General features: G+C 60.9%; 21 protein-coding genes and 1 tRNA gene. 17 read left to right on the forward strand and 5 right to left on the reverse strand.

Features of this window, described 5'->3' with window-relative positions; all coding sequences use genetic code 11:
* Positions 1–195: 195 nt before the first annotated feature.
* Positions 196–2,943: a PAS domain-containing protein gene (locus ACZYHG_RS21275; protein WP_464610241.1), complete on the forward strand. Its 2,748-nt coding sequence runs from the start codon at positions 196–198 to the stop codon at positions 2,941–2,943.
* Positions 2,944–2,948: 5 nt separating this feature from the next.
* On the opposite strand, the gene ACZYHG_RS21280 is transcribed toward ACZYHG_RS21275, so the two are convergent.
* Entirely contained in the window at positions 2,949–3,341 is a 393-nt protein-coding gene (locus ACZYHG_RS21280) for a response regulator transcription factor (protein WP_464610242.1), read from the reverse strand.
* A 345-nt stretch (positions 3,342–3,686) separates the two neighbouring features.
* On the opposite strand from ACZYHG_RS21280, the gene ACZYHG_RS21285 reads away from it, so the two are divergent.
* From ACZYHG_RS21285 to ACZYHG_RS21320, 8 genes are all read left to right on the forward strand, one after another.
* Positions 3,687–4,325, forward strand: a complete 639-nt coding sequence (locus ACZYHG_RS21285) for a response regulator transcription factor (RefSeq protein WP_464610243.1) — start codon at positions 3,687–3,689, stop codon at positions 4,323–4,325.
* A 280-nt stretch (positions 4,326–4,605) separates the two neighbouring features.
* Complete coding sequence (locus ACZYHG_RS21290) at positions 4,606–5,118, forward strand: helix-turn-helix domain-containing protein (protein WP_464610244.1); 513 nt, start codon at positions 4,606–4,608, stop codon at positions 5,116–5,118.
* 155 nt (positions 5,119–5,273) lie between these two features.
* Positions 5,274–6,986: a thiamine pyrophosphate-dependent enzyme gene (locus tag ACZYHG_RS21295; protein WP_464610245.1), complete on the forward strand. Its 1,713-nt coding sequence runs from the start codon at positions 5,274–5,276 to the stop codon at positions 6,984–6,986.
* A gap of 338 nt (positions 6,987–7,324) precedes the next feature.
* The gene (gene cyoA / locus ACZYHG_RS21300; protein ID WP_464610246.1) at positions 7,325–8,203 is read left to right on the forward strand and encodes a ubiquinol oxidase subunit II; all 879 of its coding nucleotides are present in this window, start codon (positions 7,325–7,327) and stop codon (positions 8,201–8,203) included.
* A 2-nt stretch (positions 8,204–8,205) separates the two neighbouring features.
* Entirely contained in the window at positions 8,206–10,185 is a 1,980-nt protein-coding gene (gene cyoB / locus ACZYHG_RS21305; RefSeq protein ID WP_464614759.1) for a cytochrome o ubiquinol oxidase subunit I, read from the forward strand.
* The gene (gene cyoC, locus ACZYHG_RS21310) at positions 10,182–10,808 is read left to right on the forward strand and encodes a cytochrome o ubiquinol oxidase subunit III (protein WP_464610247.1); all 627 of its coding nucleotides are present in this window, start codon (positions 10,182–10,184) and stop codon (positions 10,806–10,808) included. Before cyoB ends, cyoC begins: the two co-directional genes overlap by 4 nt.
* Complete coding sequence (cyoD, locus tag ACZYHG_RS21315; protein WP_464610248.1) at positions 10,805–11,194, forward strand: cytochrome o ubiquinol oxidase subunit IV; 390 nt, start codon at positions 10,805–10,807, stop codon at positions 11,192–11,194. Before cyoC ends, cyoD begins: the two co-directional genes overlap by 4 nt.
* A gap of 370 nt (positions 11,195–11,564) precedes the next feature.
* A complete protein-coding gene (locus ACZYHG_RS21320; RefSeq protein WP_464610249.1) occupies positions 11,565–11,726 on the forward strand; it encodes a hypothetical protein in 162 nt (53 codons plus the stop codon).
* A gap of 412 nt (positions 11,727–12,138) precedes the next feature.
* Here ACZYHG_RS21320 and ACZYHG_RS21325 read toward each other — a convergent pair.
* The 3 genes from ACZYHG_RS21325 to phaC all read right to left on the reverse strand — a co-directional run bounded on the left by ACZYHG_RS21325 (position 12,139) and on the right by phaC (position 15,798).
* Positions 12,139–12,213 (reverse strand) — tRNA-Glu (locus ACZYHG_RS21325).
* A gap of 263 nt (positions 12,214–12,476) precedes the next feature.
* Positions 12,477–13,745: a YcbK family protein gene (locus tag ACZYHG_RS21330; protein WP_464610250.1), complete on the reverse strand. Its 1,269-nt coding sequence runs from the start codon at positions 13,743–13,745 to the stop codon at positions 12,477–12,479.
* Positions 13,746–13,962: 217 nt separating this feature from the next.
* Complete coding sequence (phaC, locus tag ACZYHG_RS21335) at positions 13,963–15,798, reverse strand: class I poly(R)-hydroxyalkanoic acid synthase (protein ID WP_464610251.1); 1,836 nt, start codon at positions 15,796–15,798, stop codon at positions 13,963–13,965.
* A gap of 2 nt (positions 15,799–15,800) precedes the next feature.
* Between phaC and ACZYHG_RS21340 the strand changes: the two genes are divergently transcribed.
* From ACZYHG_RS21340 to recJ, 8 genes are all read left to right on the forward strand, one after another.
* Positions 15,801–16,292: a hypothetical protein gene (locus ACZYHG_RS21340; protein ID WP_464610252.1), complete on the forward strand. Its 492-nt coding sequence runs from the start codon at positions 15,801–15,803 to the stop codon at positions 16,290–16,292.
* Between the two features lie 59 nt (positions 16,293–16,351).
* A complete protein-coding gene (locus ACZYHG_RS21345; protein WP_027029254.1) occupies positions 16,352–17,569 on the forward strand; it encodes an LL-diaminopimelate aminotransferase in 1,218 nt (405 codons plus the stop codon).
* 38 nt (positions 17,570–17,607) lie between these two features.
* Positions 17,608–18,921, forward strand: a complete 1,314-nt coding sequence (locus ACZYHG_RS21350; protein ID WP_464610253.1) for a homoserine dehydrogenase — start codon at positions 17,608–17,610, stop codon at positions 18,919–18,921.
* Positions 18,922–19,049: 128 nt separating this feature from the next.
* On the forward strand, positions 19,050–19,406 hold the full coding sequence (locus tag ACZYHG_RS21355; protein ID WP_464610254.1) for a hypothetical protein: 357 nt from the start codon (positions 19,050–19,052) through the stop codon (positions 19,404–19,406).
* An 82-nt stretch (positions 19,407–19,488) separates the two neighbouring features.
* Entirely contained in the window at positions 19,489–19,644 is a 156-nt protein-coding gene (locus ACZYHG_RS21360; RefSeq protein ID WP_348626914.1) for a Thivi_2564 family membrane protein, read from the forward strand.
* Positions 19,645–19,846: 202 nt separating this feature from the next.
* A complete protein-coding gene (glpX, locus tag ACZYHG_RS21365) occupies positions 19,847–20,830 on the forward strand; it encodes a class II fructose-bisphosphatase (protein ID WP_464610255.1) in 984 nt (327 codons plus the stop codon).
* A 72-nt stretch (positions 20,831–20,902) separates the two neighbouring features.
* A complete protein-coding gene (locus ACZYHG_RS21370; RefSeq protein WP_464610256.1) occupies positions 20,903–21,127 on the forward strand; it encodes a DUF6434 domain-containing protein in 225 nt (74 codons plus the stop codon).
* 156 nt (positions 21,128–21,283) lie between these two features.
* Positions 21,284–23,065 (forward strand): single-stranded-DNA-specific exonuclease RecJ, encoded by a 1,782-nt coding sequence (recJ, locus tag ACZYHG_RS21375; RefSeq protein ID WP_464610257.1) that lies wholly within the window; start codon positions 21,284–21,286, stop codon positions 23,063–23,065.
* Between the two features lie 17 nt (positions 23,066–23,082).
* Here recJ and ACZYHG_RS21380 read toward each other — a convergent pair whose 3' ends face one another.
* The gene (locus ACZYHG_RS21380; protein ID WP_464614760.1) at positions 23,083–24,054 is read right to left on the reverse strand and encodes a patatin family protein; all 972 of its coding nucleotides are present in this window, start codon (positions 24,052–24,054) and stop codon (positions 23,083–23,085) included.
* Positions 24,055–24,116: the final 62 nt, after the last annotated feature.

Below are 24,116 nucleotides of genomic sequence, written 5' to 3' on the forward strand. Positions count from 1 at the left end.
TGCAGTGCGTCCGTCTCGGAGGAGGCGAGTCTCCCGGAAGCCGCATTGATCGTCGAATGAGCCGAGGATATGGCCTGTCTTTGGCGCTGCGGATAAGATGACCGCGCCACCTTTGCCGGATCGTTCAGATCGCCCGGGACATAGCACCTGCGGCAAAGGCAGGTCCGAATCTGTGAGCTGGCCGTGGAGCGACTTATGTCAAAGGACGGTAACGGAATCGAAGGGGCATTTATCAGCGGTGAGGACGATCCTCCTTTGCTGGTGGACATGATCCCGACGCTGGTATGGCGAGCCGGGCCTGACGGCTTTATCGAGTACGTCAACAAGCGTGTGCTCGACTATTTTGGCGCAGCGCTCGGCGAGATCACTGGCTGGGGATGGGCGGACAGAGTCCATCCGGAAGACGTCGCCTTCAAAGTGAAGAGCTGGCTCACAAACCTCGAGACTGAAAATCCTCACGATGTGGTCTGCAGGTTTCGCGGTCCCAGCGGTCAATATCGATGGTTCAACGTATGCGGAGAGCCACTGCGGGCCAGCGACGGCCGCGTGCTACGATGGTGCGGCGTTCTCATCGACGTTGACGATCAAAAGAGGACTGAGGAAGCCCTTCGGGAAAGTGATGACAAGCTTCGTCAAATTCTCGACACGGTTCCGGGCCTCACCTGGTCGACGGGCCAGATCGGGCGCATGTCGCAACTGCAAGCAAGTCTAAATGCGATTCCCGCGTATACTTGGTACACAGCTCCTTCAGGTGCGCTCATTTTCGTGAACAAGCGAACTGCGGATTACCTTGGTCTTGCGGAAGATCATCCCCTCCGTTTCGGAATCGACGTTGGCGCACCGTGGGACGCCCATATCCCGTTATTGCATCCAGCCGACCAAGAAGAATCACGCAAAGTCTGGGCCGCGTGTCTAAGCACGGGCGAGGCCGCTGAGTTTCGTCAACGAGTTCCTGACGCTCAAGGAGACTACCACTGGTTCCTTAGTCGCGCCGAACCGCTCCGAGCAAGCGATGGAGCCCTATTGCATTGGGTCGGGGTGAATCTGGAAATCGAAGATTTTATGCGCTCAGAACGCGCGCTCCGGGAGAGCGAATACAAGCTCCGCCAGATCGTCGAGACGGTTCCAAGCCTTATTTGGTCAAGCGGGCCCGACGGTGAGCCGACCCATATCAATCAGCGCCTGTTGGACTACAGCGGGATGCGATTTGAGGATTTTAAGCTCCGTGGTTGGGAGGCGTTCGTGCATCCGGCCGACTATTCGGAGACCGAAAAGGCTTACTTTCATGCAATGCAGGCCGGAACCGCGTACGAAGGAGAAATGCGTCTGCGCCGGGCCGACGGCGAGTATCGTTGGCACCACGCTCGTTGTGAGCCCCTGCGCGATGGGGAGGGAAACATCATCCAATGGTACGGCCTGTCTGTCGACGTCGAGGAACGCAAGCAGACCGAAGTCCTGTTACGTCGCAGCGAAGCATATCTGTCCGAAGCGCAGTCGCTAAGCCACGCCGGTTCCTCTGCGTACAATCAAACAACGCTCTTCCATTGGTCAGAAGAGAATTATCGAATTTTCGAGTTTGACCCGCGCGATGGTATTCCGAGCTACAAAGCTGTGCTGGATAGGTTTCATCCGGATGACCGAGAGCGAGTGCGGGAAGTAACTCGCAGAGCGGTGGAAGACAAAAAGGACTACAAGCTTGAATACAGAATCCAAATAGCGGATGGAACCATCAAATACATCGAAGGGAAAGCTCATCCTAAATTCTCCGAGAGTGGAGAACTTGTTGAAGTTGTCGCCACAGTTCTCGACGTGACGGAACGCAAGCGCGCCGAGGAAGTATTGCAAGCGAGCGAGGAGAAGTTCCGGGACTATGCCGAAACCGCGTCCGATTGGTTCTGGGAAACTGGGCCTGACCACAAATTCACGCTGCTGACCGAGAATGCATTTGGTTCACAGGCGGTCGATCGAATTGGAACGCCGTGCTGGGGTGACGCTCTCGACCTTGAAACGGAGCGGGAGAAGTGGCGGCTTATGCGAGAAACTCTCGAGTTCCGTAAGCCGTTCCGTGACTTCGTTTACTGTTCTGCTCGCCGGAACGGCTCTCCCATCCATGTGAACGCCAGTGGCAAGCCAGTGTTTGACGCCGACGGAGAATTCCGTGGCTATCGCGGCACTGGTACCGATGTGACGGCACTCGTGCTAGCGCGGGAGGAGCATGAAAGATTGCGCCAATTAGAGTCCGATCTCGCCCATATGAACCGCGTCAGCGTGATGGGGGAACTGGCCGCCTCCCTGTCTCACGAAATCACACAACCGATCGCTGCGGCGCGCAATAACGCCCGCGCGGCCATGCACTTTCTGGACAGAAACGCGCCGGATCTGGACGAAATCCGGGAGGCCATTGCCAGTGTCGTCGACGATGCCGATCGAGCTGGAGATATCATCGACCGTATTCGTGACCACATCAAGAAAGCGCCCCCGCGAAAGGCTCGTTTCGCTCTTAACAAAGCGATCAGCGAAGTGATTGGATTGGCACAAAGCGCAATCGCCACGAATGGAGTCTCGGTCGCAACCCACTTCACCAAGGCGCTGGCTCTCGTCGAGGGGGATCGGGTCCAATTGCAGCAAGTCGTGCTCAACCTGATCCTGAACGCTGTCGAAGCCATGAGCATGGTCGACGATCGAGTTCGTCAACTGTCGATCAGCACCGAGCAAATTAAGACCGGCGGCGTCCTGGTGTCCGTGCACGATTCAGGGCCGGGCATCGATCCAGACCATCTCGATCAAGTTTTCCAGGCTTTCTACACCACGAAGGCGAGTGGCGTCGGGATGGGACTGTCGATTTCCCGGTCGATCATCGATGCCCATGGCGGCCGGCTGTGGGCAGATACGAATGTATCAGGCGGTGCTGTGTTTCGGTTTTCCTTGCCCAGCGAAGCGTGAGAAACTCACGAATTCTCGCCGCTCGGCTGGCGGGACAGGAGCGCCTCGCTGAGATATCGTATCAGATGCCGCTCATCAAACGGCTTACGAAGGTAACAAACGACCCCATCCTTCATGGCATGGGCGTGGTCTAGGTCGCTGGGGTAGGCCGTAACCAGGATCGTCGGAATCGCGTAACCCGCCTTGATGAGGTATTCGTAGAGTTCGAGCCCGGTCATCCCTGGCATATTGACGTCGGCGATCAGGAAGGTGGTTTCGGCGAGACGAGGCGATGCGAGGAAATCGGCTGCCGAAGGGAAGATCGCAACGTCGTAACCGAGCGATCTCATGAGCCTTTTCATGGATTCGCGAAAGAACTGGTCGTCTTCGACAACCGAGACCAACGACACCACCGGCATAGGTGTGCTCCGGAATGCGCACGACCTTCGGTGCGGGCGTCCCGACAACGCCTCCGCACCCCATGCGATGGGTCAGCCTGCGCCCAAGAGTGAGGCAGGAGCAATACTGGTGTAAGTAAACTTTGGCTTATGCCGGGCCGGGAATTCCGAAGCTGCAAGACAGCCGACCCGTCGAACCGGTGTCAGATCGCATAAACTTTCGTTTACGCCCGCGGCCATCCCCTGACGGAGAATGAGACTGTTCACGTCCGCCGGTCGGGACTAAGCTTGCAGCAAAGGAGCACGCGAACCTTGCAGACTGAGACAAAGGCTCATTTGCCCGCTCTTTGATCGCGAGCAGCACCAATGTCGGACGCGAACACTACCATCCTTGTCATCGACGACGACGCAGCCTTGCGAGCCTCTATCGGGCGTCTGTTGCGATCGCTCGACCTCGAGGCTCGGCTGTTTGCGTCGATCTCGGAGTTTCTTCAGTCGGACCCACCGAATGGCCCCACTTGCCTGGTGCTCGACGTCAGATTGCCGGGACGAAGCGGCCTTGATCTTCAACGCCAGCTCGCCGCGGTGAACAGGGAGATCCCGATCATCTTCATCACTGGCCATGGCGACATCGCCATGTCGGTGCAGGCGATGAAGGGCGGCGCCATTGAGTTCCTGACAAAGCCGTTCCGCGATCAGGAACTCCTCGACGCCATCCAGCTCGGTCTCGCGCGAGATCGTGCCCGACGGGAGAATGAAGAGGCCCTGGTCGTCCTCAGGGAGCGGTTCGCGTCGCTGAGTCCCAGGGAGCGCGAAATCATGATCGAGGTCGCGCGCGGTCGGCTCAGCAAACAGATTGCCGGCGATATCGGCATCGCCGAGGCCACTGTGAAGGTGCACCGCAGCCGTTTGATGCGAAAGATGAAGGCCAATTCGCTTCTCGCGCTCAGCCGAATGGCGGAAAAGTTGCAACTGGTGCCTGATGAGGAACCGCAGTACTCCTGATGCGCAGCCGCATCGACCGGGTGGTTCCAACGATATTCGGTCTGCGGTTATTCCCAGTGTAAGCCAAAGTTCAGTCCAGTGAAACCATGAGCTTATTCCGCGCCACCCGCGTGCAATAGATCGCGCCAGCCCAAACCATCAAACTGCCTGTCACCACGGCCGAGTTCATGTTCGGTTCTCTCAAGAGCCTGCATGAAGTTCGCCCCCGCTGGGACGAAGTGTTTGTCGAGGGTTCGATATGGAACGGCCATACAGCGATGCCGCGGATGTTTCATCTCCAATGGATCTCGAGTTTGGCTCCCTGGCAAACAGCCTCGTGTTGTTGCTTGAAGCCGCCCAAAGCGAGATCGAGCATGACCATGACGCGGCAAGGACATCGCTGGCAGCCGCGTCATCCATTCTCCAGCTGGAAATCGAGCGTCGTTCAGGCGTCAACAATTCGAGAACGGGTGGACTGGCGGGTTGGCAGATCGCCCGGGTTCGTTCCTTCATCGACCGAAACCTGCATCGAACGATCCACGCAAGTGATCTCAGCGAAGTTGCGCGGCGCAGTACGGCCCACTTCTCACGCTCGTTCAAACAGGCATTCGGAGAACCGCCGCATGCCTACATCGTGAGGCGGCGGCTCGAGGAAGCCTGTCACCTGATGCTGACGAGCGCAGCTTCGCTGAGCGAAATCGCGCTGACCGTCGGCTTTTCAGACCAGGCACACTTGTCCAAGCTTTTCAGGCATGCCTTTGGCGAAAGTCCGGCCAACTGGCGCCGCGAGCGCGAGCCCCTGTGGCGCCGCTGATTGCATAGGCCCGACAAGACCCCTATTGCCGCGCCTTGAAAGCAACGGCGGACAGCCGCAGCAATCCGCTCCAAATCCTCGCAGTCCCAGCCAAGATCGGCCATCGGGCAAGCCGCATATTGAGACCCTAAAAGGATCTCACCAGGTTAGGCATTATGAGCAAGCAGGTAGCAGACATTATCGTAGAAACGCTCCAGAGCGCAGGCGTAGAACATTGCTACGGCGTCGTGGGCGACACGCTCAATCTGATTGCGCGCTCGCTCGAGCGAAGCAAGATCGAGTGGGTGTCAATGAGACATGAGGAGGCCGGTGCTTTCGCCGCTCAGGCTGAGGCACAGCTGACGGGTCATCTGACCGCTGTCGCCGGAAGTTGCGGTCCCGGAAGTCTGCATTTCATCAACGGAATTTTTGAGGCAAACCGAAACCGTGCGCCCGTCATTCTCATTGCAAGCCAGATCATCCGCGACGAACTGGGCTTTGATTTCATCCAAGAAGTCGATTTCAGGCAGATCTACCAGAGCTGCAGCGTCTTCTGCGATATGATCTATACGCCGGAGCAGGCGCGGCGCAAAACCGTCATCGCCTGCCAGACCGCCTTGGCGAAACGTGGTGTCGCCGTTCTCATTGTGCCGGCTGATGTTTCCGCCTCAACGGTGCACGATGACATCCCGTACGCAGTTCACGTTTCACAGCCCGTTGTTCGTCCGAGCGACAGCGATCTAGACGACATCGCGGCGATACTTAACAACAGCGGCAACATTGCCATCTATGGCGGATCCGGCTGCCAAGGTGCGCATAAGGAAATCCTCGCCGTTGCAGAGAGGCTGAAGGCCCCGATCGCTCATACCTCGCGCGGCAAAGATTTCCTCGAGTTCGACAATCCCTTCAATATCGGCATGACCGGCATGCTCGGCAACGAGGCCGGCTATCACGCCTTGCTCGACTGCGACACGCTGCTGCTTCTGGGTGCCGATTTTGCCTGGAGGCAGTTTTATCCCGGCAAGGCCAGGATTGTTCAGATCGATATCGACCCGACCCATCTCGGACGGCGGCATCCGGTCACAAAGGGTGTTGTCGGCGACGTAAGAGCAACCTTGGAAGCCTTGCTGTCGAAGCTGGTCGAACGCACCGACGCCTCCTTCCGCGACCAATATTTGCGGCGCTACGCGAAGGCCAGGCAATCGGAAAAGACAAAGGCTGTTGCCGGTCGTGACGGCTGCATTCCCGGAACCTATCTGACCGAAGCGATCAATCGGCATGCCGCGAAAGATGCAGTATTTTCGGCGGACGACGGGACACCGGCCGCCTGGCTTGTCCGCTACATCGAAACCAACGGTCAGCGCCGCACGTTCGCCAGTCTCCTGCATGGAACCATGGCTGGTGGCATGCCGTCGGCCATTGGGTTGCAGAAGTCGCAGCCGGGCCGCCAGGTCGTCTGCCTGGCTGGCGACGGCGGCCTCTCGATGCTTTTCGGCGACCTGATGACGATCGTCCAGGAGCAATTGCCGATCAAGATTGCCGTTTACGACAATGGCAAGCTCGGCTTCGTCGAAATCGAGCAGAAGGCCGAAGGGATGCTCGATACGTTCACGCGGCTGAAAAACCCGAACTTTGGCGACGTCGCGCGAGCCCTCGGCCTCTGGGGCAAGACGGTTTCTAAGGCAGACGACCTTGAAGCTGGTGTCAAGGACTGGCTTGCGCAACCGGGGCCAGCACTGCTGCATGTGCATGTCAGTCCCCTGCAGCTGGTCATGCCACCGTTTATGGCCGCGGGCGCGGCAGCTGGCATGGCGCTTTACTCGGCGCGCGCGGTTTTGCACGGCCGCGGAGGGGATGTCTGGGAAATGGTGAAGGAAAATTTCCTTTGATGCATCGCCAGCCCGGCAACCGAACCGAGCTGGTGTGCCTGTCCCATCGACGGATGCCGTCCTCGTGGCTGAAGCAAAAAGCGCCGTCGCAACCAATTCTTTGAGCACATTCGGGCCCGGTTCAGCAGCGACATACAAGCTTAACTCAACCGGGCGAGGCAAGCTCAAGCAATAGACGCAGATCGTGATGATAAATCCGAAGCGTCTTCCCGTGAAACGAAGCTGGAGCGGCACGATGAGCGTCAAGACCATTGCTGAAGGCCCGTTGGTTTTGATGTTCTGCTGCCGCCCTTTGAACTCGCCCGAAAATCCTTCAACGCAGGCAGATGAGGACTAAGATGCGGTACGGACTACTCGCCGCTGGCTTGGCCGGCGCCGTGATGCTGGCGGGCTGCTCAGAAGGTGTGCTTAGCCCGCAGGGACCGATCGCGGTGGCCGAACGACTGGTTCTATTCAACTCGCTGGGCATCATGCTGGCGATCGTGATCCCGACGATCGTGGCTACGCTGGCTGTGGCCTTTTGGTTTCGCTCGTCGAACGGGCGCGCCCGCTACAGGCCGGATTTCGAGTATTCGGGCCGTCTCGAGCTGTTGGTCTGGTCGATCCCCGCCATGACGGTGCTGCTGGTTGGCGGCGTTGCGTGGGTCGGCGCGCATGACCTCGACCCACGCAAGCCGATTGCCTCCGCGACCAACCCTGTCAGGGTCCAGGTGGTCTCGCTCGACTGGAAATGGCTGTTCATCTATCCGGACCAGGGCATCGCAAGCGTCAATCGATTGACCATCCCCATTGGCACTCCGGTCAGCTTCGAATTGACGTCCTCAGGCGTGATGAACAGCTTCTTCGTGCCGCAGCTCGGCAGCCAAATCTACACCATGGCCGGCATGGCGACGCGGCTTCATCTGCAGGCCGATCATGCCGGACGGTACCGTGGGTTATCGGCCCAGTATAGCGGCCAGGGCTTCGCCGATATGCAATTTGCCGTAGACGCAGTGCCGGCCGATGCCTTCTCGCAGTGGGTGAGCGCGACGCGCGAGGTCGGTCCGATGCTCGACGCGCGGACCTATGCCGACCTTGCCAAGCCAAGCGAGACGGTAGCGCCGTTCACCTATGGAGACGTTGCTCCCGACCTGTTCAACCACGTGCTGAGCCTGGCGGTACAGCCGAACGATCCCACACGGCTCGCGGACATGGTGTCACAGAGGACAGACAAATGACCCTGCTCGGCAAACTCGACTGGAGCGCCATCCCCTTCGACCAACCGATCATCATGGGGGCAGGGGCCTTCATGGTGCTGGCCATCGTCGGTATCCTGTCCTGGGTCGTGCTAAAAGGCTATGTGCCGTATCTGTGGCGCGAATGGATCACATCCGTCGACCACAAGCGGATCGGCGTCATGTATTTTCTGCTGGCGCTGGTCATGCTGCTGCGCGGATTTTCTGATGCCATCATGATGCGGGCGCAACAGGCAGTCGCTGCCGGCGGTGCTCAGGGGTATCTGCCGCCGGAGCATTTCGATCAGGTCTTTTCGGCGCACGGCACCATCATGATCTTCTTCGTGGCGATGCCGTTCGTCATCGGCTTGATGAACTTCGTCCTGCCGCTGCAACTTGGCGTCCGCGATGTCGCCTTTCCGACGTTGAACTCGGTCAGCTTCTGGCTGACGGCCTCGGGGGTGCTGCTGATCAACATCTCGCTGGTCGTTGGTGAGTTCGCCAAAACGGGATGGATCGCTTATCCGCCGCTCAGCGAGCTGCAATTCTCCCCAGGTGTCGGCGTCGATTACTATCTGTGGTCGCTGCAGATCTCCGGCGTCGGTACGCTGCTGACCGGGATCAATTTCGTGACCACGATCCTGAAATTGCGGGCGCCGGGAATGGGTTATATGCGCATGCCCGTCTTCTGCTGGACCTCGCTTGCGGCCAATTTGCTCATCGTCGCTGCCTTCCCGGTCCTGACCGCCACCCTTGGGATGCTGCTGCTCGACCGCTATCTCGGCTTTCATTTCTTCACGGTCGACGGACAGGGCAACGCGATGATGTACGTCAACCTGTTCTGGGTCTGGGGTCATCCAGAAGTCTACATCCTGATCCTTCCGCCATTCGGCATTTTTTCGGAGGTTGTCGCGACCTTCTCGGGCAAACCACTGTTCGGCTACCGCTCCATGGTGGCCGCGACGATGGCGATCTGCATCCTCTCTTTCCTCGTCTGGCTGCACCACTTCTTCACCATGGGTGCCAGCGCCGACGTCAACGGCTTCTTCGGTGTCATGACCATGATCATCGCCGTGCCGACAGGCGTTAAAGTCTTCAACTGGCTGTTCACCCTGTATGGTGGACGCGTCCGCTTCGAGGTGCCGATCCTTTGGTCGATCGGGTTCATGGTGACCTTTGTCATCGGTGGCATGACAGGCGTGCTGATGGCGGTGCCTCCGGCCGATTTCCAGCTCCACAACAGCCTGTTCCTGGTCGCGCATTTCCACAATGTCATCATCGGCGGTGTCATATTCGGCGTCATGGCCGGCTACAATTACTGGTTCCCCAAGGCGTTCGGCTTCAAGCTCGACGACCGCTGGGGCAGGGCATCGTTCTGGTGCTGGCTGGTCGGCTTCTACGTGGCCTTCATGCCGCTCTATGTGCTCGGCCTTATGGGCATGACCCGGCGCATGCAGCACTACGACAATGTCGCCTGGCAGCCGTGGCTGGTCGTGGCGGCGATCGGCACCGTCATCATTCTGGGCGGCATCGTTTGCCAGATCGTGCAGCTAGTCGTCTCGATCCGCAACCGCGACCGGCTTCGCGTGACCGGAGATCCGTGGAACGGCCGCACGCTGGAATGGTCGACAGCGTCGCCGCCGCCGGCGTGGAATTTTGCGATCCTGCCGCAAGTGGCCGGGCGCGACAGCTTCTGGGTCGCCAAGCAGCGGGTCGGCGCACGGCAAGCTCAGCCGGAGCCGGCGCGCCAGTACGAGCCGATCGAAGTGCCGAAGAACAGTCCGGTCGGTGTCGTCAACGCCTTCTTCGCCGTCGTCATCGGTTTCGCCTTGATCTGGCACATCTGGTGGATGGCCGGGGCGGGCCTGATCGGGACGTTTTTGGCGATACTCGTCTTCGCATTTCGCGAGGGGGACGAAACCGAGGTGCCGGCAGCACAGATTGCGGAGTTCGACCGGCTTCACCTGACGGGGGCCGCGATATGAACGTCAGTGTTGCTGTTGAGTCTGGCGAAGCGCTGCAGAGCGCGAGCGAGGCCGGTCCGGCGCCGAAACGGATTGTCGTTGCCTACGGCTTCTGGATTTTCCTGTTGAGCGACATCGTGATGTTCTCCGCGCTGTTTGCTGCCTATGCGGTGCTTCAGCATGCCAGTGCGGGAGGCCCGACGGGTGCCCAGCTGTTCAATCAGTCGAGGGTCGCCATCGAAACCGCGTGCCTTCTCGCCTCTAGCTACACATGCGGGCTGATGAGCCTGGCGGTCGGTTCGCGGCGCCGTTTCGCCACATATCTGGGCGCCTTGCTCACATTCGTGCTCGGTGTCGCGTTTCTCTCCCTGGAGATACGCGAGTTCGCCGACATGATCGCGCACGGTGCCGGCCCGCAACGCAGCGCATTCCTCTCGGCTTTCTTCGCCCTTGTCGGCTGCCACGGGTTGCACGTGACCGCCGGCCTGATCTGGCTGGTGGTGATGATGGGGCAGGTCACATCGAAGGGGTTTCGGCCTGCCGTCCAGCGCCGGCTGCAGTGCTTCTCGCTGTTCTGGCACGCGCTCGACATCGTCTGGGTCGGGCTGTTCACGGTCGTCTATTTGATGGGAGTGACCCAATGACTGAAGCACGCTTCGATCGCGCCCCCGGCGACCAGTCGATTGCGACCGAGCGGGAAGCGGCGTCCTCCGGGATCCTCGTCTACTCGATCGGCCTGCTGCTCGCCGTAATCCTCACCGCGATCTCGTTCTGGGTCGCCAACACCACGCTGCTCTGGGGACCGGGAGTCGCGCTTGGCCTCGCGGTTCTTGCCATCGCCCAGATGGGAGTCCACCTGGTGTTCTTCCTGCACATCACAACAGGCCCGGACAACACCAACAACGTGCTGGCACTCGCGTTTGGCGTGCTGATCGTGACGCTGGTCGTGGTGGGTTCACTGACGATCATGGCTAACCTGAACGGCAGCATGATGCCTGCCGACATGATGGATATGCAGATGCACTACTGATACCACTTCTTGGCGCGCCCGAACCACGAAAGTATATGCCTTTCTTATGAAACCGGGCTTCGGGCCGTTTCGAATCCATATGCAGCCAGGCTGTAAGATCGTTTCTCGTTTGGCGCGAATGTCGTTTCAGAACGGGAATTTGCCTGGAAAGGACTGAGTTCAGGAGCGGCGCATGTCAGGAAACCAGTCGAGCATTTCGCTTCGATGGTGATTTCGGCGCAGCCGACAGCCCATTCCTCTTCTGTGTCCCAGACTGCGAGTGGCAATGATTGTTCGGTTGGATCAGGTCTCCCGGCAGAGTGTAGGCAGGTTCACCCTGAAGCTCCGCATATCCATGCTCATCGCTTCCCACGGAAAGGCTGGGTACGCCGTGACCTCAACATGGCTCGGTCTCTATGCGGTCTTCGCAGCCATGATCGCGCTGCTGCTGGGACAGCGGTTTCCCACCAAATCCTTCAATCACTGGGACGAGGCCTTGTGGCTGGTTGCGGCTGCACTGGGGATGCGCGTAATCCAGAAGGCGATCTTGTAATGGCCATCAATCGCGGCGCCAAATCCCAAGCACGAGCTGCCTCGAAGCACCCGGTACCGGATGCGGCCACAACAAGCATCCCGAACTCAATCCTTCTCGGAAATTGTTATGGGATTGATCCCGCTGGCAATCGCCTTTCTCATTTTCGTGGCGGTGTTGTTCGGGGTGAGAATGCTTTTCGGCTAGCGGTTCAACAGGCAACGAGGCCCGTCGTTCATGACGCACCGTCAGTTGCTGGCAGTCCGCGCCGAAGCCCCGGCACGATAAACTGGCGGCTGGATCGCCGTTCAGAGGTCGTTTTTGAAATCAAGAATCTGGATGATTCCATACGTCTCCAGCGCTCGCCAAGAGACAGATATTAGACGAATATTAAACGATATTTCTCAGAGTTGTGCTAAGTGCTTGATTTTGATGGTACGCCCAAGGGGAATCGAACCCCTGTTACCGCCGTGAAAGGGCGGTGTCCTAACCGCTAGACGATGGGCGCGCTCAGACGAAGCGGCTTATACTGACGTTGTGTGCAACCGGCAACCCGTCAGTTGCCGCCTTGGACAACTTTTTTCCGGGGCTTTGGAAACAAAGGTGGTTCATCACGACTGCATGGCTGGATCATTAGCGGAGGCACCCCATCGCTTCGCTCCTGCTCCGTCCTCGGATGACGAAGTTGTGGACGCTTCGGCTAATCTCGAATGTCTGGGACGGCCCACTGGAACGATGTTTGTCGCTAACAGGCTCCGGCCCGCCAATCAGTTAGCCGTCGCCACCACCGTCACCACCGCCGCTACGCCGGCGGCAGCGCCAGTTCCAGTCGCGCTCGGGGCCGACATCGACGTGGACCGAATCGGTGTGGCAATAGGTGCCGACGCCACCACGGCCAGGCATGGTCCTGATGTAGGTCGCCAGTTCCCATTTGGAGACGCCGGGGACCTGGATGTCGGCGGCGGCGCAGTACATGTGCAGCGAATTCTTGGCGCCGTTGGCGCGGCGGTTGCGGGCTGGGTCGCGGTAGCCCGACGTCACCATCATCTTGCGGCCATAGTGGCCTTCAATCGTCTTCAGCACGCGCACCAGCGACGGCTTCAGGCAGGCGACGTCGACGGTCTCGTTCTGCTTCAGCAGCCCGTTGGGCGCGAGCCTGGCCATGCCGGCGGCCGACGCCACCTGGTAGGACCCGCCCGAGCCTTCGTCCTCGTTGAGGTCGACGTCGCTTTCGTCGTCGAGGCCGGACTTGCGCTTGATTTCGAACAGGGCCGTCTGGCGCACGCCGGGCAAGGCATCGCTGCCCGTGATGTGGCCGGTGTCGCCACCGGTCGAGGCCAACTGTATCGGTTTTGCCGTCGAGTCGGCCGAGGCCAAAGTGATGATCGGCTTTGCGGCCGCCGGCACGGGCGCCGACTTGGCCGGTACGATCGGCTGTTCGCCCGATCGCGTGTTGATCAGCGGTGCCGGCGTCGCGGAAGCGGGCGTGGCGCCAAACATCGAGGCCAGGAAGCCTCTTTTCTTCGGCGCGTCGGCTTGCGGCGCTTCGCCAGCTGTCACATAGACCGGATTGTTCATCACCGGTGCGGCGGCCGGCTTCGGCGCGGTCACGGCGGCATCGGCGGCGGCGATCTTCTGGGCGACCGCGTCGGTCTGCTGCGCCGTCTGTACAGGCTGCTGCAAGGCCTGCGGCGTTTGTCCCGCGATCGTTTCAGCACCGGCGGGCGTTGTCAGCGGAAAGGCGGCTTCGGGCTTGGCGACCGGCACGTAGGCGACCGTTTCCGGCAGCGCCGTATCGCCTTCGCTCATCACGGTTGTCTGCGTGGCCGTCGTCTGCGATGTCGAATCGGCGGTGGCGATGGGCTTGCCGGTGGCGGCCGCACTGATGTCCGAGGAAGAGGCATTGTAACCAGGCATTCCAACCGACTGTGTCGGGTCGCCGGCCGATGTGCAGGAGGCCAGGAGCACGGAGCAGAGCGCTGCCACGATGGCGCGGCGTTCTCCCTTTGCGAGGCTCCACCCTGCTGATTTCAAAGTCAAATTCCCCCTCGATGCCCGGTCGGTATGTCCTTGGCGCGGCGCCGAAGCATCGCTGTCCAAGGTGACCTTTGTCTCCGATCCGGAAACGAGACCTGTGTCAAATCCGCAAGCCTTGAAGTATTTTTGCCGTGATTGCCGAATTACGGCTGCTTGATGGTTGACGACACCATTTCGCCCGCTTTTACCGGGCCGTCAACTCACCAGACATTACAGTCCGTTACACACGCACCTTGACATAGGTGCCTGGAGCATCGCCCAAGGTTTTCATATGCTTGCCGGGTTTGCGGGCAGGCACGCGGGTGTTGTCCTTGGCCTCAATCCAGCTTTGCCAGTGCGGCCACCAGGATCCGGGATGGTCGGTGGCATGGGCAAACCACTGGCCGAAATCACCTGTCGGCGGGCCGCCGGTCCAGTACTGGTATTTGTTGGATGCCGGCGGATTGACGACGCCTGCGATATGGCCCGATGCCGCCATGACATAGTCGACCTTGCCGCCGAAATATTTCGAGCCGAGGAACACAGAAAGCGCCGGCGCGATGTGGTCTTCCTTGGAGGCGAGGTTGTAGACCGGGATGGTGACATCGCCGAGCGAGACCGTGTGGCCCGCCAGCTCCATCTTGCCTTGCGAGAGGTTGTTCTCAAGATAGCAGTTGCGAAGGTAGAAAGAGTGATTGGCCGCGGCCATGCGGGTCGAATTGGCGTTCCAGTAGAGCAGGTCGAAGGGCAGGGGATCCTTGCCGCGCATGTAGTTGTTGACGACATAGGGCCAGATCAGGTCGCCGGAGCGCAGCATGTTGAAGGCGGTCGCCATCTTGGTGCCGTCGAGATAGCCCTTTTCGTTCATCGACTTTTCCACCGCCGCGACCTGGTCCTCGTCGACGAACACTTTCAGGTCGCCGGCATAGGTGAAGTCGACCTGAGTGGTGAAGAAAGTGGCCGATCGGATGCGGTCGTCGCCCTCCTGCGCCATCAGCGCCAATGCCGCCGCCAGCAATGTGCCGCCAACGCAATAACCGATCGCGTTGACGTCGCGTTCGCCGGTGGCCTTTTCGATCGTGTCGAGGCCGTACTGCAGGCCCTCGCGGATATAGGCCTCCCAACCCTTGGCGCCGTGCCGTTCGTCCGGATTGATCCAGGAGATGACGAACACGGTATGGCCCTGTTCGATCGCCCAGCGGATGAAGGATTTCTGCGGGTTGAGGTCGAGGATGTAGAACTTGTTGATCCAAGGCGGGCAGATCAGAAGCGGCCGCTTGAGCACCATCTCGGTCGTCGGATCATACTGGATGATCTCGGCGACATCGCTGCGGCCGACCACCTTGCCGGGCGTCATGGCGATGTTCCTGCCGATCTCGAAGGGCGAGTAATCAGCTTGGCGCATTTTCAGGTCGCCCTTGCCGGCGGCGATGTCCTCGGCCAGCATCTTCATGCCGCGCACCAGGTTCTCGCCATTGGAGGCGACGGTCTCGCGGAACAGTTCCGGGTTGGTCAGGATGAAATTCGACGGTGAGATGGCGTTGGACACCTGCTTGACGTAGAAGCTCGCCTTGTGGCGGGTGTGCTCGTCCAGACCTTCGGCGTGATCGACCAGTTCGGACGCCCAGCGCGAGGTGACGAGATAGGCCTGCTTGAGGAAATCAAAGAAGGCATTGCGGCCCCATTCCGGATCCTGGAAGCGCTTGTCACCGCGCTCCGGCTTGACGGCATCTTCGGGAGCCTCGGTGTTGGGGCTGACGCGCTGTATGGCGTTTGCCCACACGGTCATATAGCCGGAGAACAGCCGCGTCTGTGCTTCCAGCGCGCGCTGCGGGTCGGCGAGCCAGTATTCGCTGAGCTTGGAGAAGGTCTTGACCATGTCGACGACCGGTTCGGCGACGTGGTCGCGCACTTCGCCTTTCTCACGCGGCTCGGCCCAGGCGGAAGCCGCCTTGCCGGCCTGCTCAATCATGCGCGCCATGTTCAAGGCGAAGCGTTCCGGATCCTTCACCAGATATTGCTCGACGGTCGAAGGCTCGTCATCTTCCGTTTTGCTCGAATCGGGTGTTTTGGACATTGTTGGCGGGGTTCCTCCCGAAGCGATTTCTTGACATATTAACATGGGACATCCGACAGGGTCCAATCTCGCACTACCCCGGCTGCCAAGGAAACAATATGACGATTAATTTTGGCGAGACTGTTTTTTTCGGTGCCGCACGCTTTTGCCGCATCGGCGCGGCGATCGTCCTCGTGGGGATCGCCGGGTGTTCGAGCACAAATACCGGCGCTCCGGTGCCGATGGCCGATACTGCCGGCCCGAAGGATACCGGCACCTTTCCGAACCTGAATATCCCGCCGAAGGTGGCAGCCAAGCAGTTCACCAATGAGGAGCGGGATGCCAAGCTCGCCCAGTTGAAGGCGGACGAAAACCGGCAAGGCGCCAAAAAAGGCGGCGGCCCACCGGTTTCCAACCAGGCGGCGCTGACGGATCTGGCCAAGAAGCATGGCCCGCAGACGCTGAAGCAGATCGAAGGCAAATGCGATCCCGCCCTCGACCCTACCTGCAAATGAGTATATAGCGCGCGCCCAACGCCCCCTATGTCCGGGGTCTTTCGATGTCTGGAACTGCCATGGAAGAATTCCACAAGGTCCGCCGGCTTCCGCCCTACGTGTTCGAGCAGGTCAACCGGCTCAAGGCCAGCGCCCGTTCGCGCGGCGCCGACATCATCGACCTCGGCATGGGCAATCCGGACCTGCCGACGCCCAAGGCCATCGTCGACAAATTGTGCGAAGTGGTGCGCGATCCGCGCACGCATCGTTACTCCTCCTCGCGCGGAATTCCGGGCCTGCGCCGCGCCCAGGCCGCCTATTACCAGCGCCGCTTTGGCGTGAAGCTCAACCCCGACACGCAAGTGGTGGCTACGCTCGGCTCGAAGGAAGGCTTCGCCAACATGGCGCAGGCGATCACGGCGCCCGGCGATGTCATCTTGTGTCCGAACCCGACCTATCCGATCCATGCCTTCGGCTTCATCATGTCGGGCGGCGTCATCCGCTCGCTGCAGGTCGAGCCGGATGACGGCTTCATTCCGGCGCTGGAGCGCGGTGTTCGTCACTCGATCCCGAAGCCGCTGGCGCTGATCCTCAACTATCCGTCGAACCCGACGGCGCTGGTCGCTTCGCTCGATTTCTACAAGGACGTGGTGGCGTTCGCGAAGAAGAACGACATCATCATCCTGTCCGACCTTGCCTATTCCGAGATCTATTTCGACGGCAATCCGCCGCCTTCGGTGCTGCAGGTGCCGGGCGCCATGGATGTCTGCGTAGAGTTCACCTCGATGTCGAAGACCTTCTCCATGCCCGGCTGGCGCATGGGTTTTGCTGTCGGCAATGAACGGCTGATCTCGGCGTTGACGCGGGTGAAATCCTATCTCGACTACGGCGCTTTCACGCCGATCCAGGTGGCCGCCGCCCATGCGCTCAACGGCGATGGTGCCGATATCGCCGAGGTGCGCGACATCTACCACAAGCGCCGCGACGTCATGGTCGATTCGTTCGGTCGCGCCGGCTGGACCATTCCGGCGCCGGCCGCCTCGATGTTCGCCTGGGCGCCAATCCCGGAGCCGTTCAAGCATCTCGGCTCGCTCGAATTCTCCAAGCTGCTCATCGAGCACGCCGACGTGGCGGTGGCGCCTGGTGTCGGCTTCGGCGAACATGGCGACGATTTCGTGCGCGTAGCGCTGGTCGAGAACGAGCACCGGATTCGCCAGGCGGCGCGCAATATCAAGCGTTTCCTGTCGAGCAGCGCCAAGCAGCCCAACAATGTGGTGCCGCTGTCCGCCCACCGGTAAGCAAAAAAATCGATCTGATTTGAGGGACGTCGCCTTCCATGGCTGAAGCACTGCGTGTTGGAATTGCCGGACTTGGCACGGTCGGTGCGTCGGTGGCGCGGGTGCTGCGCGACAAGGCGCCGGAACTGACCCGGCAATGCGGGCGCGACATTGTCGTGTCAGCGGTTTCGGCGCGCGATCCGAAACGCGACCGTGGCGTCGATGTCAGTTCGGCAAAATGGTTCGACGATCCGGTCAAGCTGGCGCAGAGCGCCGATATCGACGTGTTCATCGAGTTGATCGGCGGCGATGAAGGGCCGGCGCGGTTATCGGTGAAGGCGGCGCTCGAAGCCGGCCGCCACGTCGTCACCGCCAACAAGGCGCTGCTCGCCAAGCATGGTGTGGCGCTGGCCGAGATTGCCGAGAAGAAGGGCGTGCTGCTCAACTACGAGGCGGCGGTGGCGGGCGGCATTCCCGTCATCAAGACGATGCGCGAGGCGATGGCCGGCAACTCGGTCACCCGCGTGTTCGGCATTCTCAATGGCACGTGCAACTACATCCTGACCCGCATGGAGGCTGAAGGCATCTCGTTCGATGCCTGCCTGAAGGATGCGCAGCGGCTGGGTTACGCCGAGGCCGATCCGACCTTCGACATCGAGGGGCATGACACCGCGCACAAGCTGTCGATCCTGACCAGCCTTGCCTTCGGCACGAAGATCGCGGCCAACGACATCTATATGGAAGGCATTTCCAACATCACGCAGGCCGACATCCGCGCGGCCGGCGACCTCGGCTACCGGATCAAGCTGCTCGGCGTCGCCCAGCGCACCGAAAGCGGCATCGAGCAGCGCGTGCATCCGACCATGGTGCCGACCGCCTCGGTCATCGCGCAGGTGCATGGCGTCACCAATGCGGTGGCGATCGAGACCGACATTCTTGGCGAACTGCTGCTTTCAGGCCCCGGTGCCGGTGGCAATGCCACCGCCTCGGCCGTCATCGGCGACGTCGCCGACATCGCCAAGAGCCGGCCCGGCTTCCAGCATGGCCCGGTCTTTGGCCGGCCGGCGAAGGAGTTGCGGCCTTACAAGAAGGCGCAGATGCGCAGCCATGCCGGCGGTTATTTCATCCGGCTGACCGTGCATGACCGCATCGGCGTCTTCGCTGCTATCGCCAAGCGCATGGCCGACAACGATATTTCGCTGGAATCGATCGTCCAGCACGCGGTCAGTGGTGAGGCCGCCGTGCAGAAGACGGTGATCCTCGTCACGCATGAGACCACCGAGGCCGCCGTGCGCAAGGCCGTCGACGGCATCACCAAGGACGGTCACCTGACCGACAAGCCGCAGGTCATCCGCATCGAGCGGGCAGGGTAGCTCTCAATTCGCTTGTAGCGCGGGACCCTGCAAGCGTTTTGCCTGGCTGATGGCAAATAGCCACCAATTGGCCGGAACGAATTCGTGTCGACGCCGTTCTCTTGGTCAACAACCAAGGGAGCCACTTTATGGCCGATACCAACAAATCCGACCTGCCGAATATCGACGATATCCAGAAGACAATGGAAAAGCAGATCGCCGAACTGCGCAAGGAGATCACCAAGATCAACAAGAGCATTTCGGCAAGGGGCGCTGAGTTGCTCGACGACGCCGGCGAACAGGCTTCGGATTTTTACGATAGCGCCGCGGCGCGCGCATCGCGGACCGCGCAGCAACTGCGCAGTCAGGCTCAGGCGGTCTCGGACGTCGCTCGCGAAAACCCGGGCACGACGACAGCCGTGGTCGGTGTAATCGGCCTGCTCGGCTTCCTGGCCGGTTTTGCCATCGGCCAATCGACGAACGACACGTCGCGCCGCTGGTATTGAGCGCGCCGGCATCGAGCCGGCGTCGCCGGCTCGATTCTCCATTTCAGGCAATCATTTCAAGGAGGGCACCGTGGCTTCATCCATGTTGATCAGCATCCTGATCACATTCCTCGTCATCATTCTCGTTCTCTATCTGGTGCAGCGCCTGCCGCTCGACGCCAGGATGCGGCAGATCGTGCAGGTCATCGTCATCATCATCGGCATCATTTCGCTGCTCAGATATCTCGCGGTTTTCTAGGTCCCGACAGCGCTATTTTTACGTCTTCAAGGCGGCCCGGTCGTTTACGATCGGGCCGCCTTCTTGTTGGAAATATGGTTCAATCGATTGATATTGCTTAGCTTTCGATAAAACTCGTGGTAGGTCTTGCCGTTGTCATGCTCGTTTGACAAAACAGGCCCGCCTCCGGCGGGAGGCGCTTGTGAACGAGGATTTTCCCCCAATGAATGTGGCCCAGAACATAGTTGCCGGCCTTGACCGGATACTCACCATGGAACTGGTGCGCGTCACCGAAAGGGCGGCCGTGGCGGCAGCCAGGCTACGCGGTCGCGGCGACGAGAAGGCTGCTGATCAGGTCGCGGTCGATGCCATGCGCCAGGAGCTCAACCGCCTTGCCATCAAGGGCACGGTGGTGATCGGCGAGGGCGAGCGGGACGAGGCGCCGATGCTCTATATCGGCGAGGAAGTCGGCACCGGCAAAGGCCCGGCGGTCGATATCGCGCTCGATCCGCTCGAAGGCACGACGATCTGCGCCAAGAACCTGCCCAACGCGCTTGCTGTCATCGCCATTGCCGAGAAGGGCAGCCTGCTGTTCGCGCCCGACGTCTATATGGACAAGATCGCCATTGGTCCTGGCTATGCCGATGGCGTCATCGATATCGATGCCTCGCCGGCCGAGAACATCGCCAGCCTCGCCCGAGCCAAGGGTGTTGCTGTGTCCGACATCACCACCTGTATCCTCGACCGGCCGCGCCACGCCAAGCTGATCGATGCGGTGCGCGCCACGGGTGCTGCCATCCGGCTGATTGGCGACGGCGATGTCGCCGGCGTCATCCACACCACCGATCCCGACGAGACCGGCATCGATATCTATCTCGGTACCGGTGGCGCACCGGAAGGCGTGCTGGCCGCGGCCGCACTGCGTTGCACCGGCGGCCAGATGCAGGGCCGGCTCATCCTCGATACGCCGGCAAAGGTCGCACGCGCCGCCAAGATGGGAATTTCCGATCCGAAGCGGATCTACTATGCGGAAGACATGGCGCGCGGCGACGTGCTGTTCGCGGCCACCGGCGTCACCGATGGCAACATGCTGGCTGGCGTCAAGTTCGGCCGCACTTATATCACCACGCACACGATCGTCTTGCGTTCCTCATCGCGGACCGTGCGGGAGATCAAGGCCCGGCACCAGGATCTGGATAAGTTCTAGAGCTGCTTGCGAAGCCGCGCCGCAGTTGCTAGCCCTTGGCTGCATCTGAACCTGGCGGCGCAAGGATTGATGATGAAAGCGTTCGACTGGCACGCGGATTCGGTTTCGCGTGCCACGCCCATCACGAAATCCTACCGTAACACCCAGAATGTGCGCCGCTTTTTCATCCGCGAATGCGGCGATGCGTTCAGGTTCGATCGAACTTTCATGGCCTGGCTCAAGGATGGCCAGGAAAAGACGATGGGGGATGCAGCTGACGAATGGGTCCGGCGCCAGGCTGAAAAGCGGAAAGCGTAGTTTTTAGTTGAAATCCTCCGTGACCGCGCATCATCGCGAACCGCTTGGCTTTGCCCGCCTTTGGGCTGCTGCTTGTGCCTGCCGTTGTCCCAAAACCGCTGCGCATTTTTGGACGGTATGCATTATCCTGCTGCCAACCATGAGTTGGCAAAGCGCATGATGGGCGACAAGCGCCTCTTCCTCGATGTCAGGCAGTCGGCGACCGGTCTCTCCTGGGAGCATCGGCTGACCGAGCGGCAGGACATGGTCGCGCTTGCCATCGCGCAAGGCCATGGCGTGCCTGACATCGTCGCGCGCGTGCTTGCCGGACGTGGCGTGACCGCCGATGAGACCGAGCGGTTTCTCGACCCGACGATCCGCGACCTGTTGCCCAATCCAGCCTCGCTGACCGATATGGACAAAGCCGCCAACCGCATCGCGGCTGCGGTGATGGCCAGGGAGAAGGTGGCGATCTTCGGCGACTACGATGTCGATGGCGCCTCCTCGTCGGCCTTGCTGAAGCGGTTCCTGACGCATTTCTCCATACCGTCGGAAATCTATATTCCGGATCGTATCTTCGAAGGTTACGGTCCCAATCCCGATGCCATGCGCGAACTCGTCTCGCGCGGTGCGACGCTGATCGTCACCGTCGATTGCGGTACCAACAGCGCCGTTTCCGTCGATGCGGCCAATCAAGCCGGCGCCGATGTCGTGGTGCTCGACCACCATCAGGTCGGCGGCGCCTTGCCAGCCGCGATTGCCGTCGTCAATCCGAACCGCGACGACGATCTTTCCGGGCAGGGGCATCTGTGCGCAGCCGGTGTCGTGTTCCTTGCCCTGGTACAGACCGCAAAGGTCCTGCGGGGCCTGAGCGACGTCGCGCCGCCCGACCTGCTTTCCCTGCTTGATCTCGTTGCATTGGCGACCGTTTGCGACGTGGTGCCGCTCACCGGCGTCAACCGTGCCTTCGTCGTCAAAGGGCTGCAGGTGGCCCGCCAGCAGAAGAATGAAGGGATGGCCGCGTTGGCGCGGGTTTCGCGCATCGGCGAGCCAATCAGCACCTTTCATCTCTCCTATCTGATCGGGCCGCGCATCAATGCCGGCGGGCGCATCGGCGATGCGGCGCTCGGCAGCCGGTTGCTTGCGACGGACGATCCGGTCGAAGCACGGACCATCGCCGAGACGCTCGACCGGCTGAACCAGGAGCGGCAGCTGATGGAGCAGGAGATGCTGGCCGCGGCGCGTGCCGAGGCCGATGCCGAGCTTGCTGGCGGCAGCGGTCCGGCGATCATCGTCACCGCCAGCAACAATTGGCACCCCGGCATTGTCGGCCTGCTTGCCTCGAGGCTCAAGGACCACGCGCGTCGGCCGGCTTTCGCCATTGCCTTCAATGCCAATGGCGTTGGCACCGGTTCGGGCCGCTCTGTTTCGGGCTTCGATCTTGGCCGATTGGTGCGCGAAGCCGCCGATGCCGGGCTGATCGTCAAGGGCGGCGGCCATGGCATGGCGGCCGGCATCACCGTGGAGCGCGCCAGGCTGGGGGAACTCAGGGCGTTCTTCGAGGAACGGGCGGCCACCGAGGTGTTTCGGCTGCAGGACGAGGAAAGCCTGGCGATTGACGGCGCGCTTGCCGCGGAGGGCGCGACGCTTGGCCTGCTCGACGCGCTCGACAAGGCCGGTCCCTTCGGCGCCGGCCATGTCGCGCCCGTCTTCGTGCTGCCTCGCCATCGGCTGGCTGACGCCAGGCCGGTCGGCACCAACCATATCCGCTGCGAATTGCAGTCGGACAGCGGCGGCCGCATCCAGGCGATCGCCTTTCGCGCCGTCGATACGGTGCTTGGCGAATTCCTGTTCAAGAACCGGGGCAAGACGGTGCATGTCGCCGGCTCGCTGTCGGGCAATTACTGGAACGGCAACCGCACGGTGCAGTTTCGCGTCATCGATGCGGCAAAGGCGTGAGAGCTATCCGGATTTGATCAGGCCAGAACCGCCTGCAGCCGGGTCAGTTCACCGATCTGCGCCATCGTCGCCTGATAGCCGAGCTGGATCGCCTCGTCGGCGCGATGGAATTCTGTGAGGCCGATATGGCTGAGCTTGGGCTGCAGCGACATGTCGGGTGGATCGCCGGCAAGCCTGGCACGCGAAATGCGGTCCTGGATGATGTTGAAGGCCTCGACCATGACGCCGGTGATGCCGAGGCGCGTCTGATGCGACTGGTGGTTCGGGTCCAGGTGGCCGGGGCGGGGCGCGTCCTTTTCGATAACCAGTTCGCCGGCGCTGTGTTTGATCACGGCGGCGCGGCCGAACAGATCGTAGTGAAGGTTGACCGCCACGACGAGCGGTTGCTCATAGGCGCGGCAGACCGACACCGGCACCGGATTGACCAGCGCACCGTCGACGAGGATGCGGCCGTTGCAATTCACTGGCTCGAACACGCCAGGCAACGCGTAGGATGCGCGCATGGCTGATATCAGCGAGCCGCTCGACAGCCAGATCTCGTGGCCGGTGCGGATTTCCGATGCGACGCAGACGAACGGCTTGGGCAGGTCCTCGAAGCGAATGCCCGCCACATGCTCACGCAGCCGGGCATCGAGCTTCATGCCGCCGAACAGGCCGCTGCCGCGCAGATTGAGATCGAGCAGCCCAAAAATGCGCCGCTTGGTGAGGCTGCGGGCGAACGCTTCCAGCTCATCCAGTTTGCCTGCGAGATAACAGCCGCCGACCAGCGCACCGATCGAGGTGCCGGCGATCATCGAGACTTCGATGCCGGCTTCATCGAGCGCGCGCAGCACGCCGATATGAGCCCAGCCTCTGGCGCAACCACCGCCCAAGGCGAGCGAAATGCCTGTTTTCCTGGAAGATTTCGTTTCGGATGCGCCGCCGGGCGAGGAGAGGCCGTTGGCCTCGCTCACGTCTGGTCTGCCACGCAATGACGCCCACTCGAGCATCATGATCTCCCTTGTCCCACGGCTAATGTACAGGCGGGCCGTATCGAAATGATAAATCTATG

This window comes from Mesorhizobium subarcticum, assembly GCF_055456085.1.